The sequence below is a fragment of the Priestia sp. SRI_019 genome (assembly GCF_057586255.1).
In genome coordinates, this window is the sequence record NZ_JBYCZN010000001.1 from 1347547 (window position 1) to 1364399 (window position 16853).

At 39.0% G+C, this 16853-nt stretch carries 14 protein-coding genes and 1 other RNA gene; 9 read left to right on the forward strand and 6 right to left on the reverse strand.

The window, feature by feature from the left end:
• Positions 1-56: 56 nt before the first annotated feature.
• Complete coding sequence (locus tag AC2YJL_RS07190) at positions 57-1427, forward strand: DUF2254 domain-containing protein (protein ID WP_195696406.1); 1371 nt, start codon at positions 57-59, stop codon at positions 1425-1427.
• Positions 1428-1463: 36 nt separating this feature from the next.
• On the opposite strand, the gene AC2YJL_RS07195 is transcribed toward AC2YJL_RS07190, so the two are convergent.
• Positions 1464-2768 (reverse strand): aldehyde dehydrogenase, encoded by a 1305-nt coding sequence (locus tag AC2YJL_RS07195; protein ID WP_230933129.1) that lies wholly within the window; start codon positions 2766-2768, stop codon positions 1464-1466.
• Positions 2769-2831: 63 nt separating this feature from the next.
• A complete protein-coding gene (locus AC2YJL_RS07200; RefSeq protein ID WP_195696408.1) occupies positions 2832-3458 on the reverse strand; it encodes a nitroreductase family protein in 627 nt (208 codons plus the stop codon).
• A 446-nt stretch (positions 3459-3904) separates the two neighbouring features.
• Between AC2YJL_RS07200 and gdh the strand changes: the two genes are divergently transcribed.
• Both gdh and AC2YJL_RS07210 read left to right on the forward strand, forming a co-directional pair.
• Entirely contained in the window at positions 3905-4690 is a 786-nt protein-coding gene (gene gdh / locus AC2YJL_RS07205; RefSeq protein WP_251568583.1) for a glucose 1-dehydrogenase, read from the forward strand.
• Between the two features lie 145 nt (positions 4691-4835).
• Positions 4836-5825 carry a DUF4003 family protein gene (locus AC2YJL_RS07210; RefSeq protein ID WP_487374672.1) on the forward strand — a complete coding sequence of 330 codons (990 nt, stop codon included), beginning with the start codon at positions 4836-4838 and terminating at the stop codon, positions 5823-5825.
• A gap of 88 nt (positions 5826-5913) precedes the next feature.
• Here AC2YJL_RS07210 and AC2YJL_RS07215 read toward each other — a convergent pair whose 3' ends face one another.
• From AC2YJL_RS07215 to AC2YJL_RS07225, 3 genes are all read right to left on the reverse strand, one after another.
• Positions 5914-6051 (reverse strand): hypothetical protein, encoded by a 138-nt coding sequence (locus AC2YJL_RS07215; protein WP_195696410.1) that lies wholly within the window; start codon positions 6049-6051, stop codon positions 5914-5916.
• A 141-nt stretch (positions 6052-6192) separates the two neighbouring features.
• Entirely contained in the window at positions 6193-6954 is a 762-nt protein-coding gene (locus AC2YJL_RS07220; protein WP_487374673.1) for an MBL fold metallo-hydrolase, read from the reverse strand.
• A gap of 144 nt (positions 6955-7098) precedes the next feature.
• Entirely contained in the window at positions 7099-8679 is a 1581-nt protein-coding gene (locus AC2YJL_RS07225) for a histidine kinase N-terminal 7TM domain-containing diguanylate cyclase (protein WP_251568588.1), read from the reverse strand.
• 324 nt (positions 8680-9003) lie between these two features.
• Between AC2YJL_RS07225 and AC2YJL_RS07230 the strand changes: the two genes are divergently transcribed.
• The 3 genes from AC2YJL_RS07230 (at position 9004) to AC2YJL_RS07240 (ending at position 13451) form a co-directional block, all read left to right on the forward strand.
• On the forward strand, positions 9004-9855 hold the full coding sequence (locus tag AC2YJL_RS07230; protein ID WP_221781353.1) for a PRD domain-containing protein: 852 nt from the start codon (positions 9004-9006) through the stop codon (positions 9853-9855).
• 119 nt (positions 9856-9974) lie between these two features.
• Positions 9975-11915, forward strand: a complete 1941-nt coding sequence (locus AC2YJL_RS07235; protein ID WP_251568589.1) for a beta-glucoside-specific PTS transporter subunit IIABC — start codon at positions 9975-9977, stop codon at positions 11913-11915.
• Between the two features lie 42 nt (positions 11916-11957).
• Positions 11958-13451 (forward strand): glycoside hydrolase family 1 protein, encoded by a 1494-nt coding sequence (locus AC2YJL_RS07240; protein ID WP_251568590.1) that lies wholly within the window; start codon positions 11958-11960, stop codon positions 13449-13451.
• Positions 13452-13530: 79 nt separating this feature from the next.
• On the opposite strand, the gene AC2YJL_RS07245 is transcribed toward AC2YJL_RS07240, so the two are convergent.
• Complete coding sequence (locus AC2YJL_RS07245; protein ID WP_251568591.1) at positions 13531-14349, reverse strand: histidinol-phosphatase; 819 nt, start codon at positions 14347-14349, stop codon at positions 13531-13533.
• Between the two features lie 248 nt (positions 14350-14597).
• Between AC2YJL_RS07245 and rnpB the strand changes: the two genes are divergently transcribed.
• The 3 genes from rnpB (at position 14598) to AC2YJL_RS07260 (ending at position 16838) form a co-directional block, all read left to right on the forward strand.
• Positions 14598-14986, forward strand: an RNA gene (gene rnpB, locus AC2YJL_RS07250) — RNase P RNA component class B.
• Positions 14987-15206: 220 nt separating this feature from the next.
• Positions 15207-15596, forward strand: coding sequence for a VOC family protein (locus tag AC2YJL_RS07255; RefSeq protein ID WP_369361204.1), 390 nt, complete (start codon positions 15207-15209; stop codon positions 15594-15596).
• A 357-nt stretch (positions 15597-15953) separates the two neighbouring features.
• Complete coding sequence (locus AC2YJL_RS07260) at positions 15954-16838, forward strand: LysR family transcriptional regulator (protein WP_487374674.1); 885 nt, start codon at positions 15954-15956, stop codon at positions 16836-16838.
• The last annotated feature ends 15 nt before the right edge of the window (positions 16839-16853 follow it).

The following is a 16853-nucleotide window of genomic DNA, read 5'->3' on the forward strand; positions in this document are numbered from 1 at the left end:
AAATTAGGGAACTAAGAAAAAAGTTAGAGATTTACAAATAAAAAGGAAGGTTTTATATGAATACATTTAGATGGATAGCGGCAAGGAAACAGCTCTCTCCTCGTGCGTTTAAAGATGAGTTAACTAGTCAAATCTGGTTTAGTCCCTTAATTTATGCTTTCTTTTCTGTTCTTTTAGCCGCATTGACGCTGTTTCTTGACTATTATTGCAAAGTAGGAGAGAAGGTTCCTTCATTTTTTTCGATCAACATGGATTTAACCAATACGTTAGTGAGTACGATTATGCCCGGAATTTTATCAATTACGACGTTTACCTTTAACTTAATGCTCGTTGTGTTTACATCATTTGCAGCTCAGTTTTCTCCTCGCGTATTAAAAAACTTTGCTTCTTCAAAATCTACTCAGCGAATTCTGGGCATTTTTATAGGGAGTTTTTTATATACACTTTTTGTCTTTCTGTTTTTAAACAGCTCTCAAGTAGACGGATATTTTGCAATTCCCTTTGTGACGACAGCCCTTTCTGTTTTTAGTGCGGGCACGTTTGTCTACTTTATTAATCATTCTGTTAAGTGGCTGCAAGTAAATCATATGACTCAATCGATGAAAACAGCGTCCATAAAAGCGATTAAGACAACGATTCGCGAGGAACTGGAGATTCATCGAACGCAGTCTAGTCATAGCGAACAATTTTCTTTTCCAGAAGGAGAGAAAAAGCCGGTATGTATTCAAACATCCGGCTATATTCAAACGTTGAACTACAGTCAATTGATCCACTGTGCCAAAGAGCATAATTTAGTGATAAAAATGGAGCGTGAAGTAGGGGATTATGTGCTCAGCGGAACCGTATTGTTTTATTATTGGCATAGAGATTCGACGGAGCACGATGAAATGGACTGTACCGTCTTTCACCAATATATCCATGTAGGGAAATCTCAGACTGATATTCAGGATACTACGTATATCATTACGAAGTTTGTAGAGATGGCAGTTAAATCACTAGGGAATGATGATTTCAAAACGGCGGTTAACTCCATTCATCAAATTAGCGATATTCTTCGGGAAATTTGTGAAGCCAGTCAATTTTCTTCTTATTTAGTGGATGACAGCGGCGTGATACGAATGGTGATTCCTGATAAAAAATTTGAGGACTTTTTATATGATGGATTCGCTAATATCCGGCACTATGCGAGACGGAATATTATCATTACGATGGAGCTGCTCAAAACGCTTGGAAATCTCGCTGAGGCCATTGGGCCGGCTTATTACGACGATATTTGGGAGTTTGCCGTATACATTTCTAAAGGCTTTGAAGAAGAGTATTTATTTGTTCAAGATAAAAAGTACTTTTTACATATTCTTTGTGATTTAGCGGTTTCTACAAAAAAAGAAGAGCAATATGATCAAATCGCCAAACAGATGAAGGAATAAAAAAGCCGAAGTCAGACGTTGACTTCGGCTTTTTACTTATTTATTTGAACGTTTTAAGATGCTTTTAGCATGTGAAAATGTATCAAAGCTTGCTTTTCCGTGATACGCACCCATTCCGCTGTCACCAACGCCGCCAAATGGAAGGTAGTGAGACGTCATGTGGTTAATTGTATCGTTAATAGAACCGCCGCCGAATGACACGCTGTGTAAGATGTGATCTTGGACTGCTTCATCTTCAGAGAAAAGATAAAGTGCCAATGGTTTTGGACGTTTTACGATTGCTTCAATGACTTCTGAGATTTCATCGTATACGATGACTGGAAGAATTGGTCCAAAGATTTCATCTTGCATCACATTGTCTTCCCATGAGATGTTGTCAAGAACAGTTGGTTCAATAAACAGACGAGAACGATCTGTTTTGCCTCCAAAAACGATATCTCCGTTTGTTAAGAAGCTGTTAAGACGATCAAAATGCTTCTCGCTCACTACGTGAGGGAAGTCTAGATTTTGTGAAACATCTTCGCCGTACGTGTTTGTTACGACTTGTTTTAGGTTAGCTAGCAGCTCGTCTTTTACATTTCGCTGAACAAGAATGTAGTCTGGCGCTACGCAAGTTTGGCCAGCATTTGCAAATTTACCGCGCGCAATACGTTTAGCTGCTTCTTCAATATTAGCATCTTCGTGTACAATTGTAGGACTTTTTCCGCCTAGTTCTAGCGTAACAGGCGTTAAATGTTTAGCTGCAGCTTCTGCTACAATTTTGCCGACCATTGTACTTCCTGTAAAGAAGATGTAATCAAAGTTTTCTTTTAATAAAGCCGTGCTTGTTTCCACTTCACCTTCGACTACCGTCAAGTATTCTTCAGGGAAGTTTTCATTAAACATCTTAGCAAGAAGGCTTGACGTATGAGGTGTTAATTCAGAAGGCTTTAACACCACGCAGTTACCTGCAGCAATCGCGCCTACTACTGGCGATACAGCAAGTTGGAACGGATAGTTCCAGGGTGCAATCACTAAAGCTAAACCGTATGGATCTTGATAAATGTAGCTTTTGGCTCCTGCGTGAGTAGATGGTGTTTCTACTTCTTTTGGCGCTGACCATTCTGCAAGATTCTCAACTGCAAAGTCGATTTCACTTAGCACAAGACCAACTTCTGCACGTTTTGCTTCCATTTCTGGTTTGTTAAGGTCAGCTTTTACTGCTTTTAAAATGTCGTCTTCATGACGCACGACAAGGTCTCTTAATTTCTTTAGCGTTTCGATACGGAACGCAACGTCTTTTGTTTTACCGCTATTAAAGAATGAAAGCTGTTTTTTTGTAAGTTCTTGATAGTTATTCATCAGAAAATCTCCTTTTACTTCACATTTTTAGTTCTTTATTTACTAAATAGAACTAGCTGCTGCTTATTTCCAAGTTGTAACCGTATTGACCGGTAAACGGTAAGAAGCATGGCCTTCGCTTGCTGCTTTCCCGATTGAGATAAGCATAATTGGAAGATAACGTTCTTTATCTAAACCGAATTCTTCTGCGATTAAGTGTTTTTCGTATCCGCCGATTGGATTTGTATCATATCCGTGAGCGCGAGCAACAAGCATAAGCTGCATAGATACAAGACCTGAATCTATTAAAACGATGTCTTTCATATCTGCTTTTGGCATGTTTTCGTAAATCGGCTTAAAGAAATTTAGCTGCTGTTCTTTAATATCCTGAGGCATATAGCCAAGCTCAACGGCTTTGCCGAAAATTTCATCTGCATATTCAACGTTGTTCATGTCACCAAACACGGCAATAACAGCTGAAGATGTATGAACTTGTTCACTGTTAAATTTCGCAAGTTTAGCTAATCTTTCTTTTCCTTCAGGTGTTTCAATTACAACAAAGCGCCACGGCTGCATATTAACAGAAGAAGGAGCGCGCATAGCTTCTGTAAGGATTTCTTCCATTTCCTCACGGCTGATTTTTACTGAAGGATCATATTTTTTAATTGAACGACGTTTTAAAGTAATTTCGTTAAAGTCTTTTATAGTCATAGTCATTATTCCTTTCTTTTTAGGCGTTAAACGTATTTATTGTCATTTCCATATTTTTGATTGTGGACAATTGTTTGACGTATCAATAATTGATACATCAACAATATAATACATTGATTTAAGAATTGCAAGGGAAAAAGTTTAAACTTTTGAAGTGGTGTTAATTGGAAATGTGAAACCACATCTTGTGGGGAATAGAGATGAAGAGAGTAAGTGATAAAAATAAATAATAAGAATGATAAAACAAAAAGTTTGACTACTTTATTTCTCTTGGTTACGATAAGTAACGAAAGAAGCAAAGGTGAATTTGCTGTTTTTCAAAGGAATGACAGTTTAAAAAAGAAGAGATAGAGAAATGTTTATTCTCTTTTTAAAACCTAAACTGTATCTTTAATTAGTACAGTATAGCGAGACATATCACGCAGGAAAAGTAGGAGGACTTCAAGATGTATACAGATTTAAAAAATAAAGTAGTAGTTGTAACAGGCGGATCAAAAGGATTGGGTCGCGCAATGGCCGTTCGTTTTGGTCAAGAGCAGTCAAAAGTGGTTGTAAACTACCGCAGCAATGAAGATGAAGCGCTAGAAGTAAAAAAAGAAATTGAACAAGCTGGCGGTCAAGCAATTGTGGTTCGAGGCGACGTAACAAAAGAAGAAGACGTTGTGAATCTTGTAGAGACAGCTGTTAAAGAGTTTGGCACATTAGACGTTATGATTAATAATGCTGGTGTTGAAAACCCGGTTCCTTCACATGAATTATCATTAGAAAACTGGAATCAAGTAATCGATACAAACTTAACGGGCGCATTTTTAGGAAGCCGCGAAGCGATTAAATATTTTGTTGAAAATGACATTAAAGGAAACGTTATTAACATGTCCAGCGTTCACGAAATGATTCCTTGGCCACTATTTGTTCACTATGCAGCAAGTAAAGGCGGTATGAAATTAATGACGGAAACATTGGCTCTTGAATATGCGCCAAAAGGTATCCGTGTAAATAACATTGGACCAGGTGCAATCGATACGCCAATTAACGCTGAAAAATTTGCAGATCCAGAACAGCGTGCAGACGTAGAAAGCATGATTCCAATGGGCTATATCGGCAATCCAGAAGAAATCGCATCAGTGGCAGCATTCTTAGCATCATCACAAGCAAGCTACGTAACAGGTATTACGCTATTTGCTGATGGCGGTATGACAAAATATCCTTCTTTCCAAGCGGGAAGAGGTTAATAAATAAAGCTGAAAGAAAAAAGACCTTGGGATATCCTGAGGTCTTTTTCGTATTGTCATAAATGTACGGCTTATTTACCGAATATTGAAACTTTTATTAAAGTGTTACGTATATAAGCTAACGACAAATAAAGGACGTGTTGATATGCTACCGGAAACGATTCAACAAAAAGTAGATCAGTATCGAGGTTTTTATATCAGCTTAAAAAATGAACTCAAATGGAAAGTGACAGATCCGAAGCAGTTTATGGCTATCGCTTCTATGTATGCAGTGAAAGGCAAATCGCTTCAGCTTCAGCCTTATATTGAGTTAAGTGACTATATTAAAAATCAAGTAGGAATGTTTTCTACATTAAAATCATCGCAGCGGTTTACGATCGCAGCCATGCTAGATACCCGCTATGAGAATCCACAAGAAACGTTTCATGAATTTCTGGATGTATATGATCAATTGGTACAAGGCGGATTTACCAGAGGCGCATTTACGTATATCGCAGCTTCCGCTATGCTGTCGAATGAGTCAAGTCGAAGTCATAAAGAAATGGTGCGAAGGTCAATAGAAATTTATCAAGGTATGAAAAAAAAGCATCTCTTTCTCACATCAAGCGGTGATGTACCTCTTGCCGTTTTATTAGCTGAAACGAGCGAGTCTGTTGATGATTTGATGCATGAAATTGAACGCTTCTATACCACATTGGGGCAGCATGGATTTAAAAGAGGGAATGACCTTCAATTTTTAAGTCATATTCTCGCAATCGATAAAAACTTACATGGAGATACACTTATTGAAAGATGCCTAGCAGTAAAAGAAATCTGTGAATCGGCAGGTATGAAAGTAAAAGCAATGCATTATCCGGTTCTTGGCTTATTAGCACTGTTTGAAAAACCGGGAGCTGAAATTGAAATTATTTATGACGTGGTAAAGCAGCTGAATGCAGATAAACTTTTTAAGTGGCAGAAAGACATCAATGTTATGCTGGCGGTTAATCTGGTTATCAGTGAAAAGCTAAAGGATTCTAGACTGGTCGAAACAGGCATCTATACAACGATTGAAACGATTATTCAAGCCCAGCAAGCGGCTATGCTAGCGGTTATTGCGAGCACTTCAGCAGTTGCTACTACGACTACTACGTGATAAATGAAACGGCTATAAAAAGAGGCTGAGGCATAACTATATGAATCTAACCTAAAGATGAACCAATGGAATAAATGAGCTGAACCGCTTATAACACCGCGGTTGATTTCCGTGCAAGGCTTCGCTTTCCGCGAGCGGCCGCTGAGCCTCCTCGTCTCTTACGCTCCTGCGGGGTCTCACCTGTTCCGCTTTTCCCGCAGGAGTCTTCGCCTTGCCCTCCAATCAACCGCTAGAAGTACCCATATACATGAAACCTACGTTCACCATACCGATGAAAAAATCCGAACGAAGTTGATTCTCCATCAAGAATCTTGATTCCTCGTTCGGATTTACATTCAACTAGAATACTTTTATGTCAGCTTTTCTCTTAAAAAGTATAAACTTCGCCATCATCTGGAACAAAAACACGGGACGCCATTTCTTTTTCTGTGATACAGCTTTTTAATTCTTCTCTTGATAGCGTCCAGTGATTTACAGCTTCCATATGGACAGAAATAATCGTAGCATGAGGGGCCGCTTTAAAAACTTGATAAATATCTTCTTTCCCCATCACAAGAGAACCGTCTTCTAAAAATTGATTATCGCCGCCGTTTACGACAATAACGTCGGGTTTATGTGTATTGATTTCTTCTTCAACAGCGGAATACCATACCGTATCTCCAGCTACATAGAGGGTTTTTTCACTCTTATGTTTAAAAACAACGCCGCACACTAAACCAGTACGCTTTAAAATTTCTCCTCTTCCGTGTTCACCTTTTGTTTTGATTAATTCAACGCCTTCAAAAACCGTGTTTTGCGTAAGTACTTCTACATTTTTAAAACCAGCTTCTTTTACTGCTGTGGCATCTTCTTCATTTTGAACGAACATTTTGATGTCTTTTGGCAAAGCCTGCTTAGCCGCATCGTCAAAATGGTCTAAATGGAGGTGAGTGACAATAACCGCATCTACACCATCAATAATCTCTTCAACGGATATCGGTAAGTTCACTAAAGGGTTGTTTTGATCTTGTCTGATCGAATTTGGGAAAGGAGGATACGTGCCTTTCTCCGCTAACATAGGATCAATTAAAAATGTTTTTCCTCCGTATTTAACAATTAGAGTAGCGTTACGAATATGTGTAACCTTCATCTGTATCTCTCCTTTTTTTGATCTACGTATAGTTTATAGGATAATCTACTCGCAAATACATAGATAAAATCAAGTCTTTTAACACTTTCACTTGATAAATGAAAGAATGTTAGTCAAAAGCAAAAAGAACCGAAACAGTGCTGTTTAGGTTCTTTTTAAGATTTCTTTTATCTCTTTATATATACGTACTTGGTTGCGTCCATGTTGTTTGGCAGCGTACAGGGCGATATCTGCTTTGTTCAACAGCTCATCTAACGTTTCATTTTCTTGTTTTTGCGCTTGTGCTACTCCAAGACTTAGCGTAACAGAAATGGTTTTTTCATTAATCAGTAAGGGCTGAGTCTCAACGTGACGGCGAATTTGGTCAGCAAGCGTTTCGCCTTCGGATAAAGTATAGCCCTTTAGCGCGAGTACAAATTCTTCACCGCCGTACCGAGCAAAAAGCGCTCCTTGCGGTAATACGGACTGACAGGCTTTTACGACATGTACAAGCACCTGATCGCCGGTATAATGACCATACGTATCGTTCACTTTTTTAAAATAATCAATATCAAGTAAAAGAAGCATGAAAGAAGATGCGGACTTTTTTGCTTCATCGAATGCTTGCTTGCTGTGCTGAAAAAATGCTCTGCGATTATAAATTTGCGTCAGCTCATCGTAATAAGCTTGATTTTCAAGCTTTAGCTGAAGTCTTTTTAGCTCCGTGATATCCGTAAAAATAAGCAGCAAGCCGTGACTGTTGTTGGCATACTGCAAAGGAGAGGTGCGAACTTGATACGTATACTGAGATTGATCCCCAGAAAAAAGCTGCAGTTCTTGACTGCTGTTTTTATTTTCTAATGTAAAAGGAAATGAACTGCCCGATAGCGTGAACCAAATATCAGCAAAACGTTTTCCGAACATCGCTTTTTTCAGCTGCGGAAACATGTTCTTCGACGCTAAGTTAAATTCAATTAATCTGTAAGCTTCATCAAGCACGATAACACCGTCATTGATGCTGTTAAATATCGCATCTTTCGCAACGGGCATAACCGTAAACATACGCGATGAGTTAATGGACCATAAATATAAAAAAGAAGAAACCCATAAAACCATCGGAACTGGATCAATTCCCTGCGGCGTAAAGCCCATTAAATAGACAAAAGCTGTGACGATAGGGACTAATTGCCCGACCATTAATGCAATTAACTGCAGGCGGTAAGCTTTGGCTGTTTCTTTCCAGCGATAAACGGCCAGCAAAAAAGCAACGAACATAGACGAAAAGATGAACATGCCGTGGATCGTATACCATGGTCCAATTTCTTGATGAACGTAAGGTGCACCTAAAACGGGAGCAATTTCAAACACGCGGTAATGAAGGTGATGCCAGTCATTCGTTGTGACCATAATCAAACTAATAAACGGAATGATAAAAAGGGCAAAAATATGTTTTTTCCTCACCTTTATGCCGACATACTGCATAACAAACAGCAGCCCTGCAGGAGGCGAAAAAGGCATGCCTACGTATTGAATAACGGTCCAAAATTTCATTTCCTCAAGATTAACGGATAGCAAGCTGAATGCCGCACCCATACAATAAACGGCGGTGAAACCCGTATGAAGAATAAATAAATACGCAATATTGCTGTAGTGGTGACGTTTAATAAATACGTAAAAACACAAGTATAAATTAAGAACACCAGACGTACAGATAAGCGTTATATAAGCGGTTAAATCTAAATTCACAATCGTGTCCCTCATTAAGAAAGCATTTTTAGTTAAATGTAGCACAGTTGAAATAAAATGTGGATGTTTTATTAGGAATTTAGTAGCGGTGAAGGAAGTAGCTGGCTAGTCTATAAGAATTATCTCTCTTTCACTAGCAGATTATTAAAAATTCAGTATTTTATGTATTGACATCGCTTTCATAGTAGAATATAATTTCAGTAATAACTTAAAACTGGATTGTTACTGATTCGATCAGGCATTACCTGTGTTAAAAATACGTGGTGTGTTCACGTGTTTTTAAGATAGGATTTTTACGTTTGTTCTGATGTGGGGGAAGCATCTATGAAATTTGTTAAAGTATTTAATAATAACGTAGCTTTGGTCAAAGACTCCTCTGATGTAGAATGGGTCATCATGGGAACAGGCGTCGGTTTCCAAAAGAAAAAAGGTGACCCCGTTGATAAAGCTGTCATTCGACGGAAGTTTGTGGCCGAGTCGTCCAATGTTCGTAGACCGCTGGCTCAAATTTTAGAGAGCATCAAACCAGAAATTCTCGAGGTTTCTGTCGAGTTAATTAAGCAAGCAGAAAAAGAAATAGGTGAGCCTTTTCGCACCAATATTCACTTGACCCTTGCGGATCACTTGAATTTTGCGATTGAACGAAGTCATAGTGGCCTTGAATATGCGCAGCCAAGCCGCTGGGAAGTTAAGAAGCTTTATCCCAAAGAGCATAATGCGGCTGTTAACGCGATTCGGCTGGTGTATGACAGGCTTGATGTGCTTCTTCCTAAAAGTGAAGAGACGTTTCTTACCTATCATTTTGTAAACGCACAGAATGTACAAGCAAAAGTGGAAGAAACGATGAAGATGACTGAAGTGATTAATCGAATTATCGATGTTGTCCAATATCATTTTCAGCTCAAACTTGACGAAGAATCCATGAACTATTCTCGCTTTGTCACGCATCTACGATTTTTTGTTTTACGTCAGCTGGATCAGAACCCACATGTTTCTCCGGAAGTTGATGCTACGCTGCTGGATGTTGTAAAAACAAAATATGAAAAAGCATATAAAGCTGTTGAAAAAGTGGCTAATTTACTTCATAAACAGCATGGCTGGTCTTTAACGTCAGATGAAAAGCTTTACTTAACGCTACACATTTGGCGAGTGACGAATCTAGTAGAAACTGAATAAATTTTCTTCATTGGAGGATTGTTACTGACTCGATCAGGCATTACCCAAGCAGACATTTGCATGTTACAAACATGCGATGATCTGTTTGGGTTTTTTTATTGAAAAAAGGAGGGATATAAATGACTTCATATAAAGAAACGGCTAAACAAGTAGTAGATAAAATCGGTGGAGCACAGAATGTTAACCAGGCTTGGCACTGTGTGACGAGACTTCGCTTTAACCTTCATGATAAGAATAAAGTCCAGGTGGAGGAAATTAAGCAAATAAAAGGAGTGATGGGCGCTCAGTTTTCTGGAGATCAGTTTCAAGTCATTATTGGAAACAGAGTGGCTGAAGTTTTTGAAGAAGTTGAACCTTTGGTAGGAAGCGGAAGCGCTGCTGAGGAGAAAAGCGGCACAAAACAAGGCGTTGTTTCATTTGTGATGGATAGCATTTCAGGAATCTTTACTCCTGTTTTACCAGCGCTTATTGGTGCAGGTATGCTAAAAGCTTTTGTCGCTTTATTTGCTACCCTAGGATGGCTGAGCATAGAAAGCGATACGTACGCAGTGCTGAACGCAATCGGAGACGGAGTCTTTTACTTTCTGCCATTTTTCTTAGCTGTTTCAGCAGCTCGTAAGTTTAAAACAAACGAATACTTAGCGCTTGCTTTAGCAGCTGCCATGCTGTATCCGACCTTTGTAGATGCAGCACGAGGCATTACGAAAATAAAAGAATTCACGTTATTTGGAATCAATTTTATATCCATTCCAGTTGTGAACTATACGTCTAGCGTTATACCGATTATTTTAGGTGTGCTTTTATTGAAGTATGTATATAAATTTGTTCGCTCATGGATGCCGGCTACTCTTACGGTCATGTTTTCACCGTTGCTTACCCTTTTAATTGCTGCACCTATCACGTTATGGGTAATCGGTCCGCTTGGAACATATATGGGAGACGGATTAGCAACTATATTCTCATGGATGTTTGAAACAGCCGGTCCGCTTGCGGGTCTTTTACTAGCAGGTCTTATGCCTCTTATTATCATGACGGGTATGCACTATGCAATAGGTCCAATCGCGATTCAAAATCTAAAAGTATACGGATTTGACAATGTTTTGATGCCGATGATGTATATCAGCAACCTTGCTCAAGGAGGAGCGGCTTTTGGAGTAGCGTTAAAAACCAAAAATAAAGATTTAAAACAAGTTGCGTTTTCATCGGCCATTTCAGCTGTTATCGGAATTACAGAGCCCGCTATGTACGGAGTAAACATGAAGTTAAAAAAACCTTTTTATTACGCTATGGCATCTAGTGCACTGCTAGGCGGCTTTGCTGGCTGGTATGGGTTTAAAGCTTTTACATTAGGAGGATTAGTCGGAATCTTTGCTATCCCTACGTTTGCAGATCCAAGCGGAGCAGCAGGCAATTTAATTGTCGCTGTGGCGCTACTGGCAGCGGCCGTTATTTTACCAGCTGTTTTGGTACTCACTCTTGGATTTAAAGATATTGCTTCAGAAGAAACAGAAAAAAATACAATCAAACTTGAAGAACACCCTGTCACAGAAAAAGCGCCGTTACAAAATGTTTCTCTAGCAGTAGAGACGAAAAAAAGCGGTAAAACAGCAAGCGTCTTTTCTCCGTTGCACGGTGAACTTATTCCGCTGCATCAAGTGTCAGATGCAACATTTGCTCAAGAAATTATGGGGAAAGGTATTGCGATTAAACCTAGTGACAACCGCGTAGTCTCGCCTATCGCTGGAACGATTATGGTGCTGCCTGATTCTCAACATGCAATCGGCATTAAAGGAGAGGATGGGGAGGAAATTTTAATTCATATTGGAATTGATACCGTCTCTTTAAAAGGAGAGCATTTTAAAGCACTGGTAAAAGAAAAAGAGTATGTCAATGCAGGGCAGCCGCTGGTTGAATTTGATCGACATGCGATTGCAGAGGCTGGATTCGAAACCGTTACGATGGTTATTATCACAAACACAGCGGAGTATTTAGATGTACTGCCAGTTAATGAAATTGGTCCAATTTTTGAAGGGGAAGAGCTACTTTCTGTAGTGAAATAAATGCTATTTTTAATAAAAATATGAGAAAAGGACGTGGGGACTATGTTAACAAATGATACTGTATTTAAAAAAGGATTTTTATGGGGAGGAGCAACAGCTGCTAACCAAATTGAAGGGGCTTATGACGTTGATGGAAAAGGGCTGTCTACTGCAGACATGATCCGATTTGTCCCAAAAGACGAGCGAACTGGTTATTCAATGGATGTAAAAGCAGATTATATTGAAGATGTGCTTAACAACAAAGTAAACGATCGTTTTCCAAAGCGTACGGCTATTGACTTTTATCATCGCTATAAAGAAGATATCGCACTGTTCGCAGAAATGGGATTTAAAACGCTTCGTATTTCAATCAACTGGGCGAGAATTTTTCCAAATGGAGATGATGCGAAGCCAAACGAAGCAGGGCTGCAATTTTACGATAACTTATTTGATGAAATGTTAAAGTACGGAATTGAGCCGCTAGTGACGCTTTCGCATTATGAAACGCCGCTTGAGCTTACCCGTAAATACAACGGCTGGTACAGCCGCGAACTAATTGGCTTTTATACACGCTACGCGGAAACGGTATTTACACGCTATAAAAACAAAGTAAAATACTGGCTGACGTTTAACGAAATCAATGTGATTACACACAGCCCTTATACAGGTGGCGGTATTTTAGTTGAAAACGTTCCAAATCAGTCAGCGGAGCAAATTGCGTATCAAGGGGCGCATCATCAGTTTGTTGCGAGTGCACTTGCCACTAAGTTAGCTCATGAAATTATTCCTGATGTAAAAGTAGGGTGTATGCTTGCGCGTATGACAACGTATCCTGGGACGAATCATCCGGACGATATTTTACTAGCTCAACATAAAAATGACTTAAACTTATTTTTTACAGATGTTCAAGTTCGCGGAGAATATCCAAAGGTAATGGAGCGTTACTTTAAAGAAAACAACATTGAAATAGTAAAAGAAGTAGGGGACGATGAGATTATCAAACAATATCCTGTTGACTTTATTTCATTTAGTTACTATATGTCTCTTTCTGTGACAACTCAAAGCGAAGAAGACAATGTCCTAGGAAATATGATTGCAGGAAGTGTAAAAAATCCTCATCTTCAAACGTCCGATTGGGGATGGCAAATCGATCCGAAAGGACTGCGCTATACGTTACAAGATTTTCATAACCGCTACGGCAAACCGCTATTTATTGTTGAAAATGGTTTAGGTGCGTATGACAAAGTAGAAGAAGACGGCTCGATTCATGATCCGTACCGCGTAGATTACTTAAGACAGCATATTGAACAAATGAAAGAAGCCGTTAAAGATGGTGTGGACTTAATGGGATATACCGCGTGGGGACCGATTGATTTAATCAGTGTGTCAACAAACGAAATGTCAAAACGATACGGCTTTATTTACGTAGATCAAGACGATGAAGGAAATGGTACGCTTGAACGATCTAAAAAAGATTCTTTTTACTGGTATAAACAAGTGATTCAGACAAATGGAGAAGATTTATCTTCATCTACAAAAGTCAAAGTTTCTCAGTAAAAAACACATGCCTGAAAACACGAGATGTCCTTGATCTCCGTGTCTTCAGGCATATTTTTATTGTGAGTCTATTTACGTTTTATAAAGGTGTAATCTGCGTTTTTTTCTGTCTAAAAAAGACCCAATCCGTAAAGCCGATTTCTTTAAGACGCTTTTTTACAAGTTCAAAATCGTCGCCAATGCGTTCCGGATCATGAGCATCCGAACCAAATGTAATGGGTACCCCGTAGTGCAGGGCTCTTTCTAAAATATCATCTGCAGGATACCAGCCTCCGCAGTCTTTGGTTTTGCCTGATGTATTCACTTCTATAGCAATGTCATGTGCTGAAATCACTTTTAGCGTCTGATCAATAGCAGCCGTCTCGATAGAAGAAAAAGAGGGATAGAATCCTTTCATGGCATCAATATGGCCAAGAATTTGAAACATTCTGCTTCGGGCGGACTCTTCAATCAGCTGATAATACGTTTCTTTCGTGCGCTGTTTTTCTTTTTGAGAAAGTCCTTCCCAGCGCGTTTTATGAAAGATACTGATTTCATCAACTTGATGGACAGAGCCAATTATGTAGTCAAACGGATATTTTTCGTAGTGGCTTTGATATATTTTTGCATGCTCGGGAAAAAAATCAGACTCAATGCCTAACAGCACTTCAATTTTCTTTTTATATTCTTCTTTTAGTTTCAAAATCTCCGCTACATATCCGGAGAATGCGCTTTTTCCCATCGCAATATGAGGATACGGCTGGTCTTCTTCGCTCGCAAAATAAGGAGAATGATCCGAAATCCCAATGATATCAAGGCCTTTATCAATAGACGCCTCTATATAATCTCGAATCGTTCCGCGAGCATGTCCGCATCGGTCGTGATGGGTATGAAAATCAAATTTTAACTCAGCGTTCATTTTTCATCACCTCTGTTACATTTTTATGTAGTGTATAAAATATTCTATAAAGAAACAAAGTATCCCCCCGTAGAAATAGATGAAGAGAATATTTCTCGGCTTGCTGGTGAGTCATCTACTAAAAAGATTGTACAGAAACAAGTTATTTTATTTAATTCGCTGCAAAAATTGAAATGGAATCCATACCAGAAGTTACATTTGATTCGGCAAGCTAAAACGAATATACTACTCATACACGATCTGAAATAACGTTCAGGTAATCGCTGCATCATGTGATGTAGAGGAAAGTCCATGCTCGCACGGTGCTGAGATGCCCGTAGTGTTCGTGCCTAGTGAAAAAATAAGCTAGGGCAGCTTGGCTTGTAGCTTAGCTGACGGCGGGAAAAAACACCTACGTCTTCGGATATGGTCGAGTATCCCTGAAAGTGCCACAGTGACGAAGCTTTGCTGGAAACAGCAAAGGTGGAACGCGGTAAACCCCACGAGCGAGAAACCCAAACAATGGTAGGGGAACTGTCTCTAAGGAATCAAACGGAGAGACGGACGGTTACATGTGTAATCGTAGATAGATGATTACCGCCTGAGTACGAGAGTAAAATCGTTTGCAGTACAAAGGTACAAAACATGGCTTATCGAACGTTGTTGAACAGAGACTGACTGTAAAATACGTAACCAAAACAAACCAATGAGGTTTGTTTTTTTATTTGTTATTTTTCAAATCATAGCCGACTCGTTGATAGAGTGCTTAAATTTTCCTAACCATAGTATGAGGATTCAAGGTATATGGAAATACATATTGCCTAAATTGCGGTATAGTTTACTTGTACTTATTAAATACGGGGAAAGGGAGAATATTCATGATTAAAAAAATGGAGCATATAGCAATTATTGTTGGAAATATGGATGAGACGATTCACTACTACGGAGATATGTTTGGCTTTAAAGTTCGCCTTCAAGGATCTAACGAGAAAAGAGAGATGGCTTTTTTGTATCTTGAAGAACAGCCGGGTATCGAAATTGAACTCATTCGAGATATTGATCCGATTGGCGAGTATAACAAAAGCGGGATTGTTAACCACCTTGCCTTTACGGTAGAGGATATAAATAAGGCGATTCAACATTATAAGAGCAAAGGAATTGAATTTTTATCATCTGAGCCTCAGCCAACGCTTGAAGGCGGCCGTATGATTTTATTTCACGGACCTAATGATGAACTGCTGCAGTTAGTAGAACGGGTTAAGCTTTAAAAAAGTTTACTTTAAGAGGTACATACAAGAAAAAATGCGTGTTAGATTCTCAAAAAAGACCTTTCTTTTATGATGATAGAAAGGTCTTTTTGATGTGTCGTTACTATGATATTTTAGTTAGCTTTTTAATAACTTTCCTTACGTTTCATACCAAATCCTTCTTTTTGCTAGAAAATGATGAGTATAAAATTTTATAAGTGCCGTATACAGCAATCGTCAAGATGAACTAAAAACATCCTCGAGTATGTTTCCATTTTTTATCGTAACACTCGATATTTATAATGTATAATTTATTATAATCATATTTTTCATACATCTATGTAATGAATAGAACGGTTAATAAGGAGATGGTACAAAGTGGAGTGGCAGCAGTTTAAATATTTTCAAACGCTTGCACGTACGCAGCATATGACGCGTGCAGCAGAAGAACTGTTAATTACGCAGCCTGCGCTCAGTCGTTCAATTGCTCGCTTTGAAGAAGAAGTAGGAGCGCCGCTATTTGACCGGCAAGGACGTTCCATTCGATTGAATCAATACGGTAAAGTTTTTTTGAAGCGTGTAGATAATATGATGAAAGAATTTGAGAAAGGACAAGAGGAAATTCAAGCGCTGCTAGATCCGGAAAAAGGGCAGGTGTCACTTGGATTTTTACATACGCTCAGCACAGATTTGATTCCAGATTTAATCGCGTCGTTCCGCAGCTTATATCCTAAGGTGAATTTTCAGCTGAGGCAAAGTCCTTCTCATGTTCTTCTTGAGCAGCTGGAGCTCGGTGAACTGGATCTTTGTTTGATTGCCCCTATGGAAGAGAAATCGTTCATTAAGTGGCAGCATCTTTGGAGTGAAGAACTGTTTATAATTGTACCGAAAAATCACCGGTATGCTGATCGTGAAAGTATTGCACTAGAAGAAATTGCTGAGGAATCATTTATTCACTTAAAAGAAGGTTTTTCTCTTCGTCTTACGTTTGAGCAGTTATTTGAAGAGACAGGGGTAAAGCCTCACATCATGTTTGAAGGAGAGGAAGCTGATACCGTAGCGGGACTTGTAGGAGCCGGCTTAGGAATTTCTATCCTTCCAGATTTACACGGAATCGATCAAAGTAAAATAGTGAAAATCCCATTAGCTAAAGCCAACTGCCACCGAGTAATTGGACTAGCATGGATTGAAGGAAGATATCTATCACCGGCTGTTAAACAGTTTAGAAACTTTGTTTTACATAAATTTAATGACCAGAAATAACGGTTTTTCGTAGCC